The organism is Celerinatantimonas diazotrophica (assembly GCF_004339545.1).
Taxonomy (GTDB): domain Bacteria; phylum Pseudomonadota; class Gammaproteobacteria; order Enterobacterales; family Celerinatantimonadaceae; genus Celerinatantimonas; species Celerinatantimonas diazotrophica.
In genome coordinates this window covers 682,150-703,652 of the sequence record NZ_SMGD01000011.1, presented here as the reverse complement: position 1 = coordinate 703,652, position 21,503 = coordinate 682,150, and the positions used below count along the sequence as shown (strand labels likewise).

General features: G+C 44.5%; 19 protein-coding genes and 2 tRNA genes. 8 read left to right on the top strand and 13 right to left on the bottom strand.

The window, feature by feature from the left end:
- Positions 1 to 71: 71 nt before the first annotated feature.
- Positions 72 to 776 (bottom strand): MaoC family dehydratase, encoded by a 705-nt coding sequence (locus tag EV690_RS06225; protein WP_131912074.1) that lies wholly within the window; start codon positions 774 to 776, stop codon positions 72 to 74.
- Positions 777 to 1,325: 549 nt separating this feature from the next.
- On the opposite strand from EV690_RS06225, the gene EV690_RS06220 reads away from it, so the two are divergent.
- Both EV690_RS06220 and EV690_RS18605 read left to right on the top strand, forming a co-directional pair.
- Entirely contained in the window at positions 1,326 to 1,814 is a 489-nt protein-coding gene (locus tag EV690_RS06220; protein ID WP_131912072.1) for a glutathione peroxidase, read from the top strand.
- 129 nt (positions 1,815 to 1,943) lie between these two features.
- Positions 1,944 to 3,404, top strand: coding sequence for an ATP-binding cassette domain-containing protein (locus tag EV690_RS18605; RefSeq protein WP_131912068.1), 1,461 nt, complete (start codon positions 1,944 to 1,946; stop codon positions 3,402 to 3,404).
- Positions 3,405 to 3,437: 33 nt separating this feature from the next.
- Here EV690_RS18605 and EV690_RS06210 read toward each other — a convergent pair whose 3' ends face one another.
- Genes EV690_RS06210 through EV690_RS06185 form a run of 6 tightly spaced genes read right to left on the bottom strand, consistent with a single transcriptional unit; the run spans position 3,438 to position 8,683 of the window.
- Positions 3,438 to 4,115 carry an HAD family hydrolase gene (locus tag EV690_RS06210; RefSeq protein ID WP_131912065.1) on the bottom strand — a complete coding sequence of 226 codons (678 nt, stop codon included), beginning with the start codon at positions 4,113 to 4,115 and terminating at the stop codon, positions 3,438 to 3,440.
- 56 nt (positions 4,116 to 4,171) lie between these two features.
- Positions 4,172 to 5,191 carry an ABC transporter ATP-binding protein gene (locus EV690_RS06205; protein ID WP_131912062.1) on the bottom strand — a complete coding sequence of 340 codons (1,020 nt, stop codon included), beginning with the start codon at positions 5,189 to 5,191 and terminating at the stop codon, positions 4,172 to 4,174.
- 9 nt (positions 5,192 to 5,200) lie between these two features.
- A complete protein-coding gene (locus EV690_RS06200; protein WP_131912060.1) occupies positions 5,201 to 5,980 on the bottom strand; it encodes an ABC transporter permease in 780 nt (259 codons plus the stop codon).
- Positions 5,970 to 6,803: an ABC transporter permease gene (locus EV690_RS06195; protein WP_131912058.1), complete on the bottom strand. Its 834-nt coding sequence runs from the start codon at positions 6,801 to 6,803 to the stop codon at positions 5,970 to 5,972. The genes EV690_RS06200 and EV690_RS06195 overlap by 11 nt, the downstream gene beginning before the upstream one ends.
- The gene (locus tag EV690_RS06190) at positions 6,800 to 7,618 is read right to left on the bottom strand and encodes an alkaline phosphatase family protein (RefSeq protein ID WP_131912057.1); all 819 of its coding nucleotides are present in this window, start codon (positions 7,616 to 7,618) and stop codon (positions 6,800 to 6,802) included. Before EV690_RS06190 ends, EV690_RS06195 begins: the two co-directional genes overlap by 4 nt.
- A 9-nt stretch (positions 7,619 to 7,627) precedes the next feature.
- Complete coding sequence (locus EV690_RS06185) at positions 7,628 to 8,683, bottom strand: ABC transporter substrate-binding protein (protein WP_131912055.1); 1,056 nt, start codon at positions 8,681 to 8,683, stop codon at positions 7,628 to 7,630.
- Positions 8,684 to 8,912: 229 nt separating this feature from the next.
- On the opposite strand from EV690_RS06185, the gene EV690_RS06180 reads away from it, so the two are divergent.
- Positions 8,913 to 9,632, top strand: a complete 720-nt coding sequence (locus tag EV690_RS06180; protein WP_131912054.1) for a UTRA domain-containing protein — start codon at positions 8,913 to 8,915, stop codon at positions 9,630 to 9,632.
- 140 nt (positions 9,633 to 9,772) lie between these two features.
- Here EV690_RS06180 and EV690_RS06175 read toward each other — a convergent pair whose 3' ends face one another.
- Together EV690_RS06175 and EV690_RS06170 are read right to left on the bottom strand one after the other, a co-directional pair.
- The gene (locus tag EV690_RS06175; RefSeq protein WP_131912052.1) at positions 9,773 to 10,393 is read right to left on the bottom strand and encodes a riboflavin synthase subunit alpha; all 621 of its coding nucleotides are present in this window, start codon (positions 10,391 to 10,393) and stop codon (positions 9,773 to 9,775) included.
- 62 nt (positions 10,394 to 10,455) lie between these two features.
- Positions 10,456 to 10,938 carry a DUF6942 family protein gene (locus EV690_RS06170; protein ID WP_131912050.1) on the bottom strand — a complete coding sequence of 161 codons (483 nt, stop codon included), beginning with the start codon at positions 10,936 to 10,938 and terminating at the stop codon, positions 10,456 to 10,458.
- 103 nt (positions 10,939 to 11,041) lie between these two features.
- On the opposite strand from EV690_RS06170, the gene EV690_RS06165 reads away from it, so the two are divergent.
- The 3 genes from EV690_RS06165 to EV690_RS06155 all read left to right on the top strand — a co-directional run bounded on the left by EV690_RS06165 (position 11,042) and on the right by EV690_RS06155 (position 13,555).
- Complete coding sequence (locus EV690_RS06165; protein WP_131912048.1) at positions 11,042 to 12,007, top strand: phospholipase A; 966 nt, start codon at positions 11,042 to 11,044, stop codon at positions 12,005 to 12,007.
- Between the two features lie 294 nt (positions 12,008 to 12,301).
- Positions 12,302 to 12,793, top strand: coding sequence for an Lrp/AsnC family transcriptional regulator (locus EV690_RS06160; protein WP_131912164.1), 492 nt, complete (start codon positions 12,302 to 12,304; stop codon positions 12,791 to 12,793).
- A gap of 549 nt (positions 12,794 to 13,342) precedes the next feature.
- A complete protein-coding gene (locus EV690_RS06155; RefSeq protein WP_131912047.1) occupies positions 13,343 to 13,555 on the top strand; it encodes a hypothetical protein in 213 nt (70 codons plus the stop codon).
- 55 nt (positions 13,556 to 13,610) lie between these two features.
- Here EV690_RS06155 and EV690_RS06150 read toward each other — a convergent pair whose 3' ends face one another.
- Positions 13,611 to 14,798 carry a class I SAM-dependent rRNA methyltransferase gene (locus EV690_RS06150; RefSeq protein WP_131912045.1) on the bottom strand — a complete coding sequence of 396 codons (1,188 nt, stop codon included), beginning with the start codon at positions 14,796 to 14,798 and terminating at the stop codon, positions 13,611 to 13,613.
- Positions 14,799 to 15,027: 229 nt separating this feature from the next.
- On the opposite strand from EV690_RS06150, the gene EV690_RS06145 reads away from it, so the two are divergent.
- Together EV690_RS06145 and EV690_RS06140 are read left to right on the top strand one after the other, a co-directional pair.
- A tRNA-Phe gene (locus EV690_RS06145) sits at positions 15,028 to 15,103 on the top strand.
- A gap of 8 nt (positions 15,104 to 15,111) precedes the next feature.
- Positions 15,112 to 15,187 (top strand) — tRNA-Asn (locus tag EV690_RS06140).
- A gap of 479 nt (positions 15,188 to 15,666) precedes the next feature.
- On the opposite strand, the gene EV690_RS06135 is transcribed toward EV690_RS06140, so the two are convergent.
- From EV690_RS06135 to EV690_RS06125, 3 genes are read right to left on the bottom strand one after another with little or no spacing between them, the layout of a single operon-like run.
- Positions 15,667 to 16,599 (bottom strand): DUF4340 domain-containing protein, encoded by a 933-nt coding sequence (locus EV690_RS06135; protein WP_131912043.1) that lies wholly within the window; start codon positions 16,597 to 16,599, stop codon positions 15,667 to 15,669.
- Between the two features lie 2 nt (positions 16,600 to 16,601).
- Entirely contained in the window at positions 16,602 to 19,499 is a 2,898-nt protein-coding gene (locus tag EV690_RS06130; protein ID WP_131912041.1) for a Gldg family protein, read from the bottom strand.
- Positions 19,489 to 20,436 (bottom strand): ABC transporter ATP-binding protein, encoded by a 948-nt coding sequence (locus EV690_RS06125; protein ID WP_131912040.1) that lies wholly within the window; start codon positions 20,434 to 20,436, stop codon positions 19,489 to 19,491. The genes EV690_RS06130 and EV690_RS06125 overlap by 11 nt, the downstream gene beginning before the upstream one ends.
- Positions 20,437 to 21,503 lie beyond the last annotated feature (1,067 nt).

Genomic DNA, 21,503 nt, shown 5'->3' with positions numbered 1-21,503 from the left:
CGGCTTAATAATAGGCTATTTTAAATGCTGAATCAGTGGGCTTAATTAAAGTATTTAAAATAAGCAATCATTTAAAAGTATAGACGAATAACGCTCTGCGCTAAACAAGCCGGACGGCGTGTGCCCTCAATTTCCACTTTGATCTCTTTGACCACTTCTAAACCACGTTTAATTGGGGTGACTGATTTTAATGTTGTGCGAGCACGAACCCGGCTTCCCGCTTTAACTGGATATAAAAATCGCACTTCATTCAGGCCATAATTAACTGTCATTCGAACACCCGGATAAGGCGATTGCGATGCGTCAACACTATCGGTCAACACGGGCAATAATGACAACGTCAAAAAGCCATGTGCAATGGTTGTTTTAAAAGGAGATTCGTTGTGAGCCCGCTGGGGATCAGTATGGATCCATTGCTGATCTTCGGTGACTTTAGCAAATTGATCAATGCGCTCTTGATCCACTGTGAGCCATTGGCCAATATGAATTTCCTCATTTAACTGGGCACTTAATTGCGCCAATAGCGTTTGTGCCTTTTCGGGTAGCACAATTGGACTGGCTTCAACCGTTTTCGTCTGGCGATTACTACTTTCTTCGGTTGAGAGCAACTGATGTTCTCGAGCCCAGTTGACAATTTGGATATTGTTCGCCCGATTTAAAAATTCAGCCCAATGATCTAGCAAAACAGGGGGAATACGGTCTTTTAAATCGATGAGATCAAACTGATGTTGAGCTAGAATTTCTTTCTTTTTTTTCAAAAAATCAACAACCTTCATGTCAATTCCTCTATCTTTCGGGTCGCTTTTAGTCTCTATCGCATCATCATGGGTTAATATTTTTGCTCAAATACCATAGCTGATTAAACCCAAGAGCCTTATAAAATGGATCTTGATTCATCCATGATGCTTAAACGAGATTTAAATTTATTCGTTTAAGAGGAAAGTTAAATGACAGTTTAGTCAAATATCCATTCGCGCGATTATAAAGGATCAAAAAATTAAATCACGTCGTTTGCTGAAAAATTGTACTCACTATCATATTTGTCCCATCATCTGTATTTATCGACAGATATGAATAAAACTTAACCAGACAGTAAAGGAAAAGTTAATTTATCGCCAGTAAACTACAGCTATTCATATATTGTGTGCTAAAACATCACTAAGATCACTAAAAAAGAGTAATGTTTACTCATCTTTTTCAGCTAATCCATCTAACTTGATTAAAAAATGCTCATATATCGGGTTAGGCTGAACAGCAGTATGATATAGATGCTTTTATAAGCAAGTACAGGTTAGCGGTTTTATAACCGATGTCGAGGTAAAAATATGAAACCATTTCCCCAAGATTTAATTTTAGAAACGATTGACCTTAAATCTAAACCATTGGCTGATTTTGACGGGAAGGTTTTGCTTATTGTAAATACGGCGAGTGAATGTGGATTTACCGGGCAATACCAAGGTTTGGTTCAGCTTTATAAAGCATATCACCAGCAAGAGTTTAGTGTGTTGGGATTCCCTTGTGATCAGTTTGGTCATCAAGAGCCAAACAGTAATGTACAAATTCAACAATTTTGCCAGAGCACTTATCAGGTCGATTTTCCAATGTTCAGTAAAACAGAGGTGAATGGTTCGGATACCCATCCACTGTTTGTCTGGCTTAAGGAGGCGGCGCCAGGGGTCATGGGAACACAGCGGATTAAATGGAATTTTACTAAATTTCTGGTTTCGCGCGATCGAACCCGTGTACATCGCTATGCTTCAACGACCACACCTGAGCAGATAGCCAATGAACTGGAGTTGGAGCTGCAAAGTTAATCTTTTCCCCTTAACGCAGCGCATGGTTGCTTCTTGGCGGCTATAGAGTCGCCAAGGCTTTACTGATGTCTCTAGCCAGCCAATGGCACTTTCCGCTATGATGAATCAAGATGTACAGGAAGGTGTCAGATGATTGAATTTAAACAGGTTGAAATAACAAGAGCAAAGCAAAAATGCATCATCGATGACTGGCAGATAGAGGCAGGCAAACATGTTTGTGTCATCGCCGGTGACAATTCGCCGTCATTAATTGCGGATTGGTTATTTGAAAAAGCTTGCTTAACACGAGGGCAAGTCACGGGGTTACCTGAGTGTATCGGCATTGTTTCATTGAGTGTTCAGCAGCAACTTTACAGTGACCAAAAAGATGCTGACGAAACCGATTTAACCAACGAAGTGGACCCGGGGAGCAGTGTCTATGAGTTGCTTTATGAGATAAACACCGATTCAGCGCAGATTGAACAGGCTATCATTGATTGCGGCCTTACAAAGTTACGTGATCGCGGTTTCTTTTTACTCTCAACCGGAGAAACCCGACGGTTGATGCTTGCGCGTGCTATCTTAATGAATCCGCAACTTTTGGTCTTGGATGAGCCCTATGCTGGGCTTGATAAAGACTATCAGCAGCAGCTGAGTTCATTACTTGAGCGGTTAAGTACGCAATATACCATCTTAATGATTACCAGCCGTGATCAAGAGATCCCGGAGTGTTTTGCCAAGATTAGTTTGTTCGATGAAGGTCGGTTACATAGCAGTTTTGCGCGCCAGCAATGGTTGGAACACCCGTTACGCCTGCAATGGCAGGCCCTCGCGGGCAGTGTCTCGCAAGATTTAGCGCAAGCGCTGCAAACGACGAATGAGCTTGATGATAAGCCTGTTATTGATCCATTGTTTGCAATCCATGAGGGGCGAGTGGCCTACCATGATGGATTAATTTTTGAAAACCTCAATTGGCAAATTCGCCCTAATCAGCACTGGCAGGTGCGAGGCCCAAATGGTTGTGGAAAAAGTACGCTACTGAATTTGATATTTGGTGACCATCCGCAGTGCTATAGCAATCAAATTGATATTTTAGGGCATCGCCGAGGCAGTGGTGAAAGTATCTGGGAAGTGAAACAGCGTATTGGTATGGTTTCTTCAGCGCTCCATCTGCAATATCGGGTGAATGCCAAAGCGCTCGATGTCGTTTTATCTGGGTTTTATGATTCAATTGGTTTGTATCAGCAACCTAGCGCGGCTGAATGTCATATGGCGATGAATTGGTTGAAGTTGTTGCACATGCAGCATTTAGCAAAAACTGGCTTTCAGTCATTGAGTTATGGCCAGCAGCGGTTGTTGTTAATTGCACGGGCATTGATTAAGCGGCCCGTTTTATTATTGCTTGATGAGCCATGCCAAGGGCTTGATTATCTTAATCGTAAGATTGTTTTGCAGGCGTTATCCATCATCGCCAAACAAGGACTCACCCAGATGGTTTATGTATCGCATCATGATGACGAATCGATTGAGGGCATTGAGTATTTTGTTGATTTTATCCCTGCCGCCGACGGTCAAGGGTATCATCCTCGAGTGAGTTCAAATGCTCAATAGCCCACAGGCTTTCCCTCGATAAAGGGGGAAAGCTTAAGAAGCTTTGGCTTGTTGCCATTCAATCACAGGCCAACTTCGGCGCTGTGCTATCGACAATAATGTTCCGTGTGGGTTAACCACGTAAGGCTCATCTACTTGTTCCAGCAGGGGTAAATCGTTAATTGAGTCTGAGTAAAATCGCAGTACATCAGGTTGCCAGCTTTGCGTGGTGAGCCATTGTTGTAGCCGTACCACTTTGCCCTCTCTAAATGATGGTGTGCCAATAGCTCTGGGAGTATAAGAGCCTTGTTGGCGAGCGATATTAACAGCAATCACATTGGAAATGCCGAACAATTTAGCGACGGGTCGAACAATAAAATCAACAGTTGCAGAGATCACTAACAGGTGATGATGATTCTCTTTGAGATTTTCAATCAGCCGCTTGGCTTGAGGGTAGAGCCGAAACTTGATCTGTTCATCAATGAATTGCTGTACTAGTTGATCGACTTGATCGGCAGAAAGCTGTCCAAGAGGCGCTAGGCTAAATTGCAAAAATGCATTTATATCCATCGAGCCACTGCGATACTGCTCGTCAAATTGGCGGTCCATGTCGAGAAATTCTTCACCATTGTCGATCAGATCCTGGTCCACCAGAAACTGATGCCATAACGCCATGGTATCGCCATTTAACAAAGTGTCATCCAAGTCAAAAATAGTCAGTGAATTTGGCATAATATTTATCTATCAATCATCTACACACCCTGTTGTACCATCATTATATGACAAGATCACTCTTTTAGATAACGGATAGCTGATTTATCAACCAATAAGAGTAGCTCTTTCCCTGGTTCAATTAACCGTTGGGCATGACGATTCAATAAATCAACAGTGAGTTGAATATTATTAATGGTGACTTCATAACGAATAATGGTTCCGAGCAGCTGATGGCTGAGTACGGTCGCACTTAATTTTTGTGAAAAATATTCCGGATATTGACGACTCGCTTCATACAAGTAAATTGATTCAGGCCGAATCGCTACCTCATGCTGAGTGCTAATTCCCAGTAATTGTTGGGCTTGTTGGCTCGTTAGCACGTTATATTGGCCCATAAAGGTGGCGGCAAAATGGTTAGCCGGTTCGGTGTAGAGTCGCTCTGGCGTATCACATTGCATGATCTGACCGGCATTCATCAAGGCGATGCGGTCTGACATCGTGAGAGCTTCCTCTTGATCATGGGTTACAAATATGGTGGTCAGATTTAATTCTTGCTGAATGGCGCGGATCTGTCTGCGTAGGTGTTTACGAATTCGCGCATCAAGTGCAGAGAGCGGTTCATCCAGTAGCAAGACTTTCGGTTCCACCACTAAGCTGCGAGCTAGAGCAACACGTTGGCGTTGCCCTCCAGAAAGCGCTGCTGGATAGCGACTCTTGTAGCCAGTGAGTTCCACTAGTTCTAAGATGCGGGTCACTTTTTCTTTGATATTCGCCTCGTCTAGCTTTTGAATGCGTAGTCCAAAGGCAATATTTTCCCAGACCGTCAGGTTTGGAAAGAGCGCATAACTTTGAAAGACCATGCCAATGCCACGCTTTTGTGGGGCGAAGTTGGTAATGTCTTCGTTTGAGAGACTAATTTGGCCATGGTCAACTTCAGTTAACCCTGCCAGACAGCGGAGTAACGTCGATTTACCACATCCGGATGGCCCTAGCAGCGTTAGAAATTCACCGCCCTCAATAGATAAATTAATATCATAGAAAACAGTCTTCTGATCGTATCGTTTTTCTAATTGATTAATGACAACAGAGTGCATGAAAAAATCCTAACGGTTAAGCCGAGTTGCGGCCATGGTCAGCAACAAAATAATCGTAAAATATGACATCACTAACGCTGAGGTAAAATGGCCGCTGGTTTGGCGCATGTTATACAGATAAACCTGCAGTGTTTCATAAGATGTCCCTACCAGAATGTTGGCAAAAACAAATTCACCCATCAGAAACGAGAATGATAGAAAAAGCGATGCTAGTAATCCTTTACGGATGTTCGGCAGCACTATTTTAATAAAAGCCGTCGTACTGGAGGCTCCCAACAACTGGGCCGCATCCATTAGATCGGGAATATTCAATGCCTGTAGGTTGTTATTGACGGCTCGATAGACAAACGGCAGCGTGATTGCAAAATAACAGCCCACCAAAATCCATGGTGTATTGGTGATGGGTAATGGCCCACCCGAATAAAGCTGTAATAATCCAACGGAAGATACCACTGGTGGAATCGCAAAGGGTAATAAAGTTAAAACATTCATCCAGGTATCTAGTTTTGGGTAGTAATAGAAGACCACAAAGACGCAGGGCACAATTAAAACAGCACTGATGAATAGCGTCCCAAATGATAACACTAGCGAGTGATACAGCGAGGTTAAAAAGCGCGGATCAGTCCATAGCTGTTGGTACCATTTAAATGTAAACCCCGAAGGTAAAATAGTTGCGCCCCATTGGTTGCATAATGAATATACGAGAGTGGCGAGCAATGGAATCAACAGCAACCCGTAAAGAATACTCAGTACGCTTGTGTGATAGAGCTTAGAGTGACTAATTGACATAGTAACTCCTTTGAATAATCTTTTGATTAATCACGGTGATGATGACCAAAATAACCATCAATAAAACCGAGATGGCGGCGGCTAGGTTGGGTTCTAAAAAGATATCGCCGGAGACTAAACTGGCAATACGGACCGTGACAATATTATAGTTGCCAGAGGTAAGCGCATAGACCGTTGCATAAGTCCCTAAGCCATTGGCAATTAAAATAATAAAAGTGCCTAACAAAGCGGGCGTTAATACCGGCAATGCGATGCGTCGCCAGTAATATTTATGGTTGGCACCGAGTAAAAAAGCCGCTTCTTGCCAATCCTTTTTGAGGGCATCAAAGGCCGGATAAAGCAGTAGCATGGCCAATGGGATCTGAAAATAGCTATAAATTACGATTAACCCGCTCGTGTTGTATAAGTTAAACCCACCAAGCCAGCCGAAATGACGCAAAATCAGCGTAATCATGCCGTTAAAACCAAGGATAATGATAAAGGCAAATGCCAGTGGCACCCCCACGAAGTTGCTCGTCATATTCGCGAAAGCTAACAGCGCATTCCGTACTCGTTTGGATGTGTGGCGCAGTGAGGCACAACCGATGGTGGCGAGTATCAGCCCTATCACGCTAGAGCTTAAGGCGATCAATAAACTGTGTTCAAACGCTTGTAGATAAAAAGGTGAGGTGAGTACTTGTCCGTAATTATCTAGGCTCAGATGACCCGCGTCATTAAACAAACTATTGATAATCACCCAAACCAGTGGCGCTAGCTGGAATAATCCAATCAAGATAATAAACGGCAATAGCACCAGTAATGGGCGCCAATGAGTGCGTTTCATCGGCTCTCCTTAAGTAGTGCTGGATGATTTGGTTTGTTGTGATGAGCAATATTTAGCAAATCGGCAACCACACCACATAACTGGCGCTGCAATGGCTGAATATCGCGGTTGTGGCTAAATGCATCGCCGATGACAAATAGCGGGACTTGCCGTTCTTCTTGACGAATGCCGCAATGGCTAAAGTCATTATTCATGCCGTGATCGGCGGTCACTATAATTTGATAGCCTGCTTGAATCCAAGCTGGTAGCCAGTCGGAGAGAATCCGATCCGTCATCCGGGCTTGGTTACGATACTCTTTAGAATCAAAACTGTATTTGTGGCCTGCATCATCGATGTTCATGGGATGAATCAGCAGCAGATCCGGCTGAAAGCGATTACGTAGATATTCGGCATCTAAAAACAGGTGGCTATCCGGGTAATCATCTTGATGATAAAAAATCCCGTTTTGAATCGGCAGCGATTCATCAAAGGTAAACCGGTCACGGTTGGCATCATAAGGTGAGCGGTTATACAACTCACTGACCCAGTGATAGGCTGCAGCAGCGGTGGTCAGGCCGTGTTCTCGAGCTAGGTGAAAAATACTGGTTTGGTGACTTAAACGCGTAACCCCATTATTCACGATCCCACTTGCAACGGGGGGCACCCCAGTGAGCAGACATTCATAAAGGGGGCGAGAAATCGCGGGTAACTCACATTCAAGCGAATAGTAACTCGCGAGATTGGCTTCGGTTAATGCAAGTAGGTAGCCCATATCCTGCCGGGCTACCCAATCGCTCAAACCGTCCAGGATGATATAAATAACAGATCTGGACATATTCAACTCTTATTGCTGATAGATCAGTACTTGGCTCTGCCAAAGCTGTGGAAGCCGCTTAGCATTTTGTTGCCAAACTTTAAAGTCTTTAATGGGCTGCGCGTTTTTATACTCTGAGTTCGGCAGAAGTTTGTCTTTGACATCAGCCGGTAATTTGACATCGGTGCGAATGGGGCGAGCATAGCCGCGGGCCAAATTAATCTGGCCAGCATCACTGAAAATATATTCTCGAGTCAGTTTGGCTGCCCATGGGTGTGGTGCATATTTATTGATAATAGAGACATAACCGGACATGACCGAACCATCTGATGGGATGAGCACGGCAAATCGATTGCGGTTAATTTGATCACGATAGTTCAGGGCATTGAAGTCCCACATAATACCAACGGCGACTTCACCTTTTTCGAGGTTAGCAATACTTGGATCATTGGTTGCCAGGCGGCCTTGTTTGGCGAGTTTGGCAAAGAATTTAAGTGCCGGTTCGATATTTTTTTCGCTTCCCCCATTAGCAATGGCGGCCGCCAGCACGGCATTATTAGCTTGCGCAGCTGAGCCAACATCGCCAATCGTAACTCGATATTTCCCTTTGAGCAGGTCATGCCAGCTATGTGGTATATGTTTGACTAGATTTTTGTTGACGATAAAGGCGATAGTTCCCGTATATCCCATTGCCCAATAGCCATCAGGGTCTTTGGCCCAATCTGGAATATCGTTCCAAGTCGTTGGCTTATAAGGTTGCAATATGCCTTTGGCTTTAGCAACTTTGGCAAACCCGAAACCAATATCACCAATGTCGGCCGTTGCATTATTTTTTTGAGCGGCAAAGGTGGCAATTTCTTGTGCAGAGCTCATATCGGTGTCACGGTGATTGATACCATATTTAGTTTTTAAGTCATGCCAGGTTTCTTTCCAGTTTGCCCAGCTGTCCGGCATCCCAACACTGACAACTTCACCTTCCTGTTGTGCTTTTTTAATGAGACTGGCTGGAATGTTGTCAGCAAATGCTAATGAAATTTGGCTCACCGCTAGGGCTGCCGATCCGGCCATCAGAATCCATTTTTTCATCGAAACACACCTTCTTGTTGGTTTTGGTCTATATCAGTTTAAATATGTATAATTTAAAGAATGGTTATGACGTAAATAATGCAAAAAAGTGACATATTTATGACCTTATAGTGTGTTTATTAGACAATCAAATATTTTTTATATAAAAATTTCATATTTATTTAGTATTATATAAATTAATATAATGATTTAGTAGAATATTCTATTGGTATAGACCAGTTGAGGTTTTATGCAGGATAAAGCATCGCGAATTCGTAAAATTCGAAGTCAGCTTCGCGGGCAGTTAGCGCAAGAGGTTTTTAAGCCTGGTAGTAAGCTACCTTCAGAGCGTACTTTAAGTGAATTATTCAATGTTTCGCGAATGACCATTAAAGATGCACTGGAGTCGCTGCAATCTGAAGGGCTAATTTATTGTGAAGACCGTCGAGGTTGGTTCGTTGCCCATCCTCGATTAATCTATAACCCATTAAGTCGCATGCATTTTCACCGACTGGTGAATGAGCAGCGACGCAAGGCTCGAACGCAAGTTTTAGATGTGAGTAGTGAGCTGGCATCGCCGGATCTGATGCGGGTAATGGAACTTGCTGAGTTAACTCGAATATATCGAATTCAGCGCTGTCGATTTATTGATGATCGGCCAGTATTGCTGGTGGAAAACTGCCTAAATAGTCAGTATTTTCCTGATATCTTAAATGAGGATCTCAGTCAGTCGCTGACAGAACTCTATCAGCGTCATTATGGTTATGAAAATAGTCGTTCGCGCTTTGATGTACAGCCTTGTGCCGCGCCGGAAAATGTCGCGCAAGCACTGCACCTAGCCTCCGGGCAGATGGTACTAAAAATTATTCGGGTGAATTACAACCGCGCCAATCAATTGATCGATTGTGAATTTGAATATTGGCGTCATGATGCCGTATGTATTCGGATTGATTCTCAGAGTATCGACTAGCGACAAAATCAACAGAGCCGTTTTATTGCAAACATACGGGGGATGATACATCCCCCGAGATGAATGTGAGTCATCACTAACTGATGAGTGTGACTGTCTCTAATCAAGTAACTTATGTGAACGATTGTTAAGGTCCAAGGTTAAGCGGCTGGCCGTTGAGAGAGATAATTTTCAACCGTGTCGACAATGACTTGACTCCGTCGGTCAATTTCAAAGTTCAGTTCATCCCCTTTTTTAAAATGGCCAAGATTGGTGAGGCGCAATGTTTCTGGAGTGAGATACACCTTAAATAAACCTTCTAGAGGTTGGTAATCACTTACAGTCAAACTGGCACCATGAATCGCTAGAAAGCCTTTATTGAAAATATATTTGCGATAATTTGGCGGGACTTGCAGGGTTAGAATGTGGTTATGTTCAAGTTGCTCAATATCGACAATACTCAAGCGTCCATCGACATGTCCAGAGAGCTCATGGCCACCATTTTCATCGCCATAGCGAAGTGACCGCTCAACATTCACGCTGTCCTGGAGCTGCAAGTAACCCAGCGTGGTCTTATCCAAGGTTTCTTGCATAGCATCAAAGAAAACTTGTTGGCCAGCTATTTTTGACACCGTCTGGCAGACCCCGTCGATGGCAACACTTGCCCCTAATTTGAGGTTTTCAATCAATGAGGGGGGAAACTCAACAGCAAACGTGAGTAATCCCGGTTGACGTTTAACTACTGTGATAGGGTAATGCCCATGGATAATGCCGCTATACATCGGTGAATCCTCATTGCTAATTGTAAATATTGTTTAAATTATGCCAGAGAGTTGAGGGGAAGTTAATCTGTGATAAATGGCTCCATCTTTTGTCGTACTTGTGTGATGAGTTGATTCGGAAATTGGCGATAATCGGGATAGGGTAATAGAACCTGATGGTCATGCCAGAGTTGGCCGGGAAGATTCAGATCATCGTGCCAACCAAATCGCTCCCAGTTTTGTTTACCACAGAGCAGATGAACTTTCCCAGATGGATATAAGCAGTCAGTAAAGTTGCACTGATTTTCCCTTAACAGTTGGCCGCTATAGAGATAGTCGCGCCAGTTATCATCGTCACAGGCAAGCTTGGCAAAAATAACCAAAATTTTTCGCCAGTTATTGCCATTCAGAGCAATGAACTCGTTTAACCAGCTCTGAGTGGTTGGCGCTGGTAACTTAGGATAATGACCTTTCAAGTACATCACAATTTCAGGCTGTGAGCTGCCGATATAGTCATCATTAATTGAACTGGGTTTATCTTGTTGACATAATTCTATTTTCGTCATGATCTAATAGTATCGTCATAAATGAATGCATCGCTCGTTGATAGCGTAACCATTTGAGTCAAGGGTATCCAGACTTTTATCAAGTCAAATACAAGAGGAACGAATGAGTAAATACTTAAGTTATTTCATTGGTGGGATTTGGCTTATTGGCGCATTCAATTGTGCTCAAGCCGCTGAACAGGCGAATAAAAAATCGGATTCTGTAGAAAGTTCCTCTTCTTCAGTTGAACCTGAGACGCCAGAGTCAATTGAACAACGTGCTAAAAAAGCCGGTGGTTTGGTGCAGCAGCGCCTTGAGCAGGAGAAGAAAACGCAACATGATCCATTTGTAATTACCGCTTATCGACCTAATTACATTTTACCGGTTAAATATACACCCCATCCGGATCAGGCCAACTATATTGACAGTGGGGATCCGAATGATCGGCTTGACTCGACTGAAGTGAAGTTTCAGGTCAGCTTTAAGATCCCAGTCGCTTATGATGTGGTCGGTAAACATAGCAGCCTTTGGGTGGCTTACACTCAGCAGTCATTTTGGCAGGCTTATAATTCAAAAATCTCATCGCCATTTCGTGAAAGCAACTACGAGCCAGAAGTGTTTTTGCAGTTTAATCGGACCAATCGCGATGAAAAAGGGATGAAGTTCTCGCTTTGGCGCGTGGGGCTGGATCATCAGTCTAATGGTCGTTCTCGTCCTGCGTCGCGTTCTTGGAATCGCCTATATGCTGAGATGGTTTTTGAATCGGAGCATAACGTGGTCAGTATCAAACCATGGTATCGGTTTCCCGAAAGTGCTAGCAGCGATGATAATCCCAATATCGAAAAATATTATGGGTATGGTGAGTTGAATGTTGTCCATGTTTGGCATGATTTAAGTATTGATATGATGTTGCGTAATAACTTGCGTCGGGAGAATAAAGGAGCAGTTCAATTAGGCGTTAGTTTCCCATTATGGGGGCGGTTACGTGGTTATGTTCAGTATTTTAATGGCTATGGCGAATCCTTAATTGACTATAACCAAAGCACCGAGTCATTAGGGGTCGGTGTCATGCTGACAAACTGGTTATGAGTGTTTTGTGATGTATTGACTGGTATTGACTAGATTTTCATTATAAAATGATTTTTAGTGCTAAAAAATGTATATTTTTTAGCACCATTGTTTAATAGGTTTCCATTATCAGAAGTATTTTAGTTTCGTAGATGGATCATCAGGCAGATAAGTTTCATTGATCTGACTCATGAGTTTTTAATATTTGTTGGATTATTTATTTACGTTTGTATTTAACCTATCGGCTCATTAGTATGTGAGACGATTTTGAATATGGGGTATAAGACCCCGTGAAGCTAAGGATTAACAATGGTCATGCTTAAGTTGGATAGAACGGATCGTTTAATTCTGGAGGTCATGCAGCAAAATGGTCGAATTAGTAATCTGGAGCTAGCAGAACGGGTCGGATTGTCTCCGTCTCCTTGTTCTCGTCGGGTTAAACAGCTGGAAGATGCGGGTTTTATCCGCCGCCATGTCACATTACTCAATGCCAACAAATTGAATTTATCTCTGACAGCGTATATTCATATTTCGATGGATCTTCATACGCCGGAGCGTTTTGAACACTTTGAAGAAGAAGTGGCGAAATATGATGAAGTGATGGAATGTATGCTGGTGACTGGCAACGATTCAGACTATCAGCTTAAAGTAACCGTTCCTGATATGGAACATTTTCAGAATTTTCTATTAGGTAAGTTAACCCGCATCCCTGGGGTGACTGGCGTTCGTTCAAGTTTTATTTTACGCACAGTGATTGATCACACTGAGCTGCCATTAACCCACATCCAAGACTGGATGGAAGGTTAGAGCGATAAATTTCAGTACCCGCGTTTTTCTCGGGGTTCGTTTTATTCCACCTGGGCTACTAGATTATTGGTCTTATTGTAGCCCGGCAGAAACGCAGTGGATGCCGGGGAATCATCCCCATTCAACACACGTGCATCAACCCGAATCAATCCCGGGTTCCATTTCATTCCACCCGGGCTACAGTTGTTATCGCATCACCACCAAATCATGTAGCCCGGCAGGAGCGCAGCGGATGCCGGGAATCATCCCCATTCAACACACGTGCAACAACCCGAATTAACCCCAGTTTCCATTTCATTCCACCCGGGCTACGGTTGTTATCGAATTACCAAATAATGTAGCCCTGCAGTAGCGCAGCGGATGCCGGGGAATTATCCCCATTCAACACCCGTGCATCAACCCGAATTAACCCCGGGTTCCATTTCATTCCACCCGGGCTACGAATACACTTTCCTATTCATGTAGCCCGACAGGAACGTAGTGGATGCTGGGGTATCATCCCTATTCAACACACGTGCATCAACCCGAATCAACCCCGGGTTCCATTTCATGCCACCTGGGCTATGGGATTGTGGGTTTTATTGTCGCCCGGCAGGAACGCAGTGGATGCCGGGGAATCATCCCCATTCAACACCCGTGCATCAACCCGAATCAATCCCGGGTTCCATTACATTCCATCTGGGCTACGGGATTGTTGGACTTATTGTCGCCCGGCAGGAGCGCAGCGGATGCCGGGGGAATAATCGAAAGAACGATAGATGAGAGGCCGTGCTATCTATTCAGGCTCATATCATTGACTAGACTTTCGGTTGCGGCATTAAAAAACCTGACATAAAAAACCTTTTAAGTAAAACCCTTCAGGATAAGGTCCGGCAACAGGATGATCTTCAGCTTGTTCGAGGGTTTTAATAAAGACCACTTGTCGCCCAGCATCTAAGGCGGCATCAGCCACAATTTTCTGAAACAATTCTTGAGGCATTAATCCGGAACATGAAAATGTAGCCAATAATCCGCCTGATTCTAAAAGGCCCATCGCCAGACGGTTGATGTCCTGATAACCGCGACAGCCTCGTTTTAAATGCGCTTTACTGTCTACAAATTTAGGTGGATCGAGCACAATCAGATCAAAACTCTGATGGCCTTGGTAATCGCGCAGTGCTTGAAAAACATCTTGGCGAATATGACTGACTTTATTAGCATCGAGTTGATTGAGTGCGACATTTTGCTCGGCAATCGCTAAAGCACTTTGGGACACATCAAGGTTGACTACCGACTGTGCTCCCCCGGCTAAAGCATAGGTGCCAAATCCACCCGTATAGCTAAAGCAGTTCAGCACGCGTTTATCTTGAGCCAGTTTACCGATTAATTGCCGGTTATTACGTTGATCGAGGTAATATCCGGTTTTATGCCCTGTTTCGACATTAATCCACAGTTTTAAGCCATTTTCCTCAATTTGCATGGGTTGCTGGGGCAGTTTGCCATGTAGCAACGCTTTGGTTGGTTCTAGGCCTTCTTTTTTACGGATATCGACATCGGAGCGCTCATAAATACAGCATTGCGGGTACTGGGTTTTGAGTGCTTCAATCAGCATATCTTTGCAATATTGAGCACCTGCACTTAAGAGCTGAACCACCAATACATCTGCGTAGCGATCGATAGTGATCCCGGGCAGACCGTCGTTCTCGCCAGCGACTAAACGATAGGCGTTGGTTTGCGTAAACTGATTCAGTAATAACCGTGACTTGGCGGCACGTTGTAATTTTTGCGCAAAAAACTCGGTATCGACTTTCACGCGTTTGTCAAAGCTCCAAACTCTGGCGCGAATTTGTGAGTTCGGGGAGTAGCTGGCGTATGCTAACCATTGTCCAGCGGCTGAGTAAATAGAGACGGTTTCACCCAGTACCATTTCGCCATCTAGGCGATCAACTGCTTGTGAAAAAATCCAGGGATGGCGACGAAAAAGTGATTTTTCCCGTTTAGGGTGTAGATACAGAGCCGGTTTCATGACTGATTACCGTGGTGAACATTTAAGAGCGCGCAATTATATACCTTTTTATCGGTATTCACACCCGTGCGCTATGTGTCATTGAAAGGAAAAAACATAGAAAAATTGGCTTTAAAGTAGCCAAAACAGATGAGAAAAACGACGTTTTGATGGGAAAATGCGCTGTCAGATCGTTTTTGTAAAAAAAATCTTGATTTCGACACGTTTAAAACGTTTAATAGCCGCCGTTGCCCAGATAGCTCAGTCGGTAGAGCAGAGGATTGAAAATCCTCGTGTCGGTGGTTCGATTCCGCCTCTGGGCACCACAAATAATTCCTCCTTAGCTCAGTTGGTAGAGCGACGGACTGTTAATCCGCAGGTCGCTGGTTCGAGCCCAGCAGGAGGAGCCAAATTTAGAAAGTCCGCTTTTAAAGCGGGCTTTCGTCGTTTTTATCTCTAGCAAAAACTTCAACTGCAATGACATCCCAAAGAACCCCGGCATCCACTACGTTCCTACCGGGCTACATGGCTGGTGGTGATATTATTGTGACTTTTCCCCGGCATCCGCTGCGCTTCTGTCGGGCTACAATAAAACCAGCAACCGTAGCCCGGGTGGAATGCAATGGAACCCGGGATTGATTCGGGTTGATGCAGGTGTGTTGAATGGGGATGATTCCCCGGCATCCACTACGTTCCTACCGGGCTACATGGCTGGTGGTGATACTATCGTGACTTTTCCCGGCATCCACTGCGCTCCTGTCGGGCTACATGAATAGGAAGGTTTATTCGTAGCCCGGGTGGCGCGAAGCAGAACCCGGGGTAAACTCAGACTCGACTCACTCCCGGCATTTGCAACGCATCTGCCGGGATGAATAACGAGACAGACTGCCTATTTATTTGCACTCGTTTTTTCTTGGCCTTTTGCTTTGGCTTTTACCGGATGAAACAGGTTATTCGCGGTTATCTTCAGCAACTGAGTATACTGCCCTTGATTGATCACAAAGCGCTGCTTGTAGTCATTCCGACTAATCTGATAACGCTTACCCTGATGATAAAGCTGATAGCGATAATGATGCTTGCCAGAGCTAACATTCAATACTCGCTCTGGGGAAGCTTTAATCGGTATTTTCGCCACAGTTTGAACATTTAAATTAGACAACGCGTCCGCAAGTTCGGCTGCTTTGATTTGATCGACAACCTCTTTCAAATGGCTGTTCTTAGAACCATTTTGCCAAATCTGTTTATGCTTAATTAAGCTAAATGACGGACCTTTAATGGCATCACTGCTCGTTGCCAGTAAAGTTTTATCAAACCACTGCGGTGCATCAATAGGCAGCGACGAGGTTGCTAAATGAACCTGATAAATGGCTTGATCACCAGCGCGGCGCAAATTACGTTGGTGGTAATTTGGCTCACTGCCCAGATAAAAATCAGCCACTGTTTTCGTTTTCGTTTTAATGATGATGTGCCGTTTGAAGTCATCTTTGGCGACTTTAAAACGTTTTTGTGCATTCTGACTAGTCGCGATTGGCCAGTCTACTTTGATTTGATGAAGCTGACTTAATAGATTCGTTATTCGCGAACGATCAGCCGGTAAGTTATCCAGCTCTGGTAGTTGCCATTTGCCATTGACTTGAGTGAGTGTCAGCTGTTTTTTAGCCGATTGCACACTGAGACTCACCACCTTTTCATTATCAAATTTAAATAGTGAGCGGGTCTGCGCCTGTTGGCGCAGATGATTCGCGTGGATCCAAAAACCCGCACAGACGGCTCCCTGAATAACCAGCAAGGCCACCAAGGATATTGTGATTTTTCTGAACATGATTACTCCTGAATATCCAGTAACTGCTGATAACGATGCATGATAGAACGGCGACGTATTTTACGAATAATGGCAATAATAATGAGTAAAATAGCGGCTAATGCATAGTTGAGATATTCCCAGAACAGTTGTGCCTGGTGCCCCATCGGAACGAGTGTGCGATCAAAGTGCGAGCGTGAACGAATCGACAACAACGCCGTATCATCCAACGCATAATGAGCAGCATTATTAATCAGTTTCAGGCTATTGATATAACGACTGCGATTGGCGCTCCCAGTTAATTGCAGAATTTCGTCTCGTAACATTGCCGAAGAGCTAACCACAATTAACCGAGCGGATGACGGCGATTGATTGAGCTGACTTGTTACTGTTGGCTTGCTTGGATGCGCACCGGCCTTACCTGCTTTAGATTGATCTGCATGTTTCGGCGTCGTTGCTTTGCTCGATGTCAGCAGCGGCGATGGTTTCCCGGCAAAATACGATTTAAATTGCCCTTTAACGATCACCCCTAGCAATTGCGATGAGGTTTTGCCCTGCTGAGTAAATGGCAAGATCTGATTTCCCCGGATCTGTGGCATGACATCGGTATTATCGCTGAGCCAGCTCCCTTTAGAACTTTGAATGAGTTTCACCACTTTCATTCCTTTTGGTTCTTTGACCGAGATTGGCGATGCCCAAGGCACTGTGAGCTGACCGAGGTTCTCGGTAATCGGATTATGTCGATTTAATCCATGAGAACGAATGTCGGCAAAATAGGGATAATCGATCATATCGAACTGACGAATTGGAACACCACCAATATTGCGGGTGACCGGAATAGGGAGCGCGCTGTTTTGCGGATCCATCACCAATTTTTGTTGAATATTGATGCCTTGCGCTTTCAACCATTTTAATAACAGGCCTGAGTGCGGATTCATCTGAATGCCGGATTGGTCGAACTTAAGCTGATAAGGCGATACTGCAGTGATGACTGTTCCCCCTTGCATCAGATACTGATCGATAGCAAATAACTGTTTACGATTAAGTTTATTTTCACCGGCAACCACTAATAGATCGGTATCACCGCTAACATGCCCACTGTCGAGAGTTTCTTTACGCACATCAAAATCTTGGCTCAGATAACGAGTCAATTGCTCGTAACGCGGACCTCGGTAATAGGGTGAAGCCTGTCCCGGTGTAACCAGTGCAATCGTTTTGGTGAATCCATGAGCAAAGTGTTTGATTGCTGCCTGGAGGTTGCGTTTAAAATCGTGGCCTTTGATATTGCCCAACGGGATTTGTACATTGTGCTTGCCGTCGCTCAGCGTCATGTAGAAGTAGAAGTGATTTTGACTGAGCAGATTGGTGGCCATTGGTTTAAAACCAAACTTATTCGCTATTTGATGAGCCAGCTTAGTAGAGGCTGAAGGGTCTTTAAATACAACCGAGAGTTTCCCTTCGGATTGTTTCACAATGGGTTTAAGCACCTGTTGGATCGTTTGCCGATAGGTTACCAGTTGCTTAGGTAATGCACTTGAATCGGAAATATAACCGGTAAAGGTTAAATGCTTCGTGACGGTGTCAAACAGATTGCCTGAAGATTGATAGTCTTTAATCACATGATCAATGGCCGCAGTAATATCACGTTCAGGGTTGCGCAGTTGCACATTGAGTTGGCCATTTTCTCCCATACGGGCGGCAATCAGGTCTCTAAAGTTCAAAACTTTGTATTGATCGCCATAAGAGACCACCACATCAAAGTAAGAATTGACCACCGATGACTGATAGCGGTTATCAACCTGGAATGGTACCGGGCGAATCCCATATTCACTCACAGCCTGTTTTTGGGCAGCTTGATTGGTTGTCGGATCGCTAAATTTAACACGCACTTTACCATGCCCGTAGACTGCATATTCACGCAGTAAATTTTTCAATTGTGGTACTAACGGGGCCAGTAATGGGTGAGTTTTGCGGCTGAAATAGCCGTGAATTATCAGCGGTTCGCGCAGATGATCTAAAATCTGATGGGTTGGATTCGATAGCGTATAAATTTTGCCTTGGGTCGTATCGATGCGCAGGCCAGTTAACTGGCTGAGCCAGACGTTGGCTAGTAAGGCATTGATGACAACCAGTGCTGTTGCCCATTTTACCCAGCGATGGCGAGGTGTTTTGATCTCGTTAGCCCAGCGCTCTTTTTCCAGCATAAAACCATTTAGGCATAAAAAAACGATGATAATACTGATGTAGTAATACAGATCGCGCAGATCTAATACACCTCGGGTAATCGAGCTAAAACGAGAGCCACTGCCCAGCAGACGCATAAAATCAGCACTTTGGGTGCTCAATAAATTGGTGATCAGCGGTGAGCCTAATAGATAAAAAATACCGCACAATGCGCAGGCGCAGATTAAGCTGACAATTTGATTGTCACAACGTGATGAGACAAACAGACCAATGGCTAAATAACTGCCGCCCAATAAAATAGTGGCCAAATAAGCAGACCACACAGGGCCCCAATCGAGTTGTCCTAAGCAACTGACTGTAATTGGCAGTGGCAATGTGATAATGAGCGCGATAATAAGTAGGACTAAGCAACCTAAAAACTTCCCCACGACAAATTTGCTGAGTGGCACTGGCCGAGTCAGCAGATATTCTAAGGTACCGCTGCGGCGCTCTTCACTCCACATCCGCATGCTTAAGGTACTGCATAAAAATATCAGAAGGACCGGCATCCACTCAAACAGCGGTTTGACATCGGCAATGTTGCGCTCAAAGAATGCTTCGGCCCAAAAGAAAATAAATAAGGTAATGGCGGCAAATGCACCCAAAAAAAGATAAGCAATAGGGGAGGTAAAAAATAACTGAATCTCTTTGCCCGCAATTTGGCTCACCGAAGCGGAACCAGAATGGTTATGCGACATCTTTTGTTCTCTCCATCGATTGTTCATTCACCTGTTTAAATAGCGCTTCAAGGTCAAGCTGACGAGGTTCGATCGCCAGTAGTTGACCTTGTTGGCAGATGGCTTGAGCAATGGCTGGACTTACACTCTGCCAGGCGGTTTGTTCACTCAATTCAATGTGGAAATTGTTTGGGGTATGTTTATTGGCACACCGCACCTCTACAATGCCGTCGATGTTAGAGAGTGCATCATTCAGTTGGGAGAGGCTGAGCGTAGTCTGCACAATTAACTGATGGGTTTGTTTGAGCTCTTCGAGACATGAATCTACCGCCAGTTCTCCGGCGCGGATGATCAAAACTCGGTCACAGAGCGCTTCTACCTCTTGCATGATGTGAGTGGAGAGGATGACAGTGGCGTGTTTGGCGACGTCTTTAATGAGATTGCGCATCTGAAAGGTTTGGGTTGGATCCAATCCGTTAGTAGGCTCATCCAAAATCAAAAAACGAGGATCCCCGAGCAACGCTTGGGCCACGCCAACCCGTTGTTTATAGCCTCGAGAAAGGGTATCTACCCGGTTTAATGCCTTGTCCTTAATATCTGTTGCGAGGATGACTCGTTTAATCTCACTCGTTCGGTGGGCATGGTCTATGCCTTTAATCGTTGCCGCATAATTTAAGTATTCGGCAACCGACATTTCGCCGTATAAAGGTAAATTTTCTGGCAGGTAGCCGATGAGCGTTTGCGCCTGTTTAGGGGTTTGAATAACATCAATGCCATCGAGTTCGATTGAACCCTGATGAGGCTCCAAATACCCACTGAGCATCTTTAAAATAGTGGTTTTACCTGCGCCATTGTGGCCGAGTAGACCAACAATTTCGCCTTGTTCAATTGTGAATGTGGCATCCTTGACCGCGGTGAATCGTCCATATTTGCGCATCAACTTGCTGACTTTAAGCATGTTGAATCCTCCAGAGCAGTTGGGTGATTCGGGGATTGATCACTAATAATGCTGACAAACAGGCAGCGGCGAGAGGAATCCGTCCATCTCGTTTCAACAAGGAGAACGAGGCGTGTTGGATGTTGACCTGCCTGTTTTGCGGTTTTACCTTTCCAAAAGTAAGAGGAAACAACCAGAATATTTACGTAAATTTGAGTTTATATAAATTAATTGATAATTATTAAATTGTTATTAGGTTTATTCATTATGAAATAAGCATCGGTATTTATCGTCGCCCGGATGAGATGAAATGGAATCCGAGGAATGCCCGGTTTGACAATCGTGTTTTGAATTGGGGATGATTCCCGGCATCCACTACGTTCCTGCCGGGCTACATGATTTGATGGTGATGCGATAACAATCGTAGCCTGGATGAAATGAAATCCGGGGAATGCCCGGTTGGATGCGTGTGTGCTAAATTGGGGATATTCCCGGCATCCACTGCGCTCTTGCTGGGCTACACCATTTGATGGTGATGCGATAACAATCGTAGCCCGGATGGAGCGAAGCGGAATCCGGGGACTGCTTGGTTTGATGTGTGGGTGTTGAATTTGGGAAGATTCCCCGGCATCCACTGCGTTCCTGCCGGGCTACAATATTTGATGATGATGCGATAACAACCGTAGCCCGGATGGAATGAAATGGAATCCGAGGAATGCTCGGTTTGATGTGTGGGGGTTGAATTTGGGAAGATTCTCCGGCATCCACTGCGTTCCTGCCGGGCTACAATATTTGATGATGATGCGATAATAACCGTAGCCCGGATGGAATGAAATGGAATCCGAGGAATGCTCGGTTTGATGCGTGTGTGTTGAATTGGGAAGATTCCCCGGCATCCACTGCGTTCCTGCCGGGCTACATAATTTGATGGTGATGCGATACAACCGTAGCCCGGATGAAATGGAATCCGAGGAATGCTCGGTTTGATGCGTGTGTGTTGAATGGGGAAGATTCCCCGGCATCCACTGCGCTCTTGCTGGGCTACAATATTTGATGGTGATGTGATAACAACCGTAGCCCGGATGAAA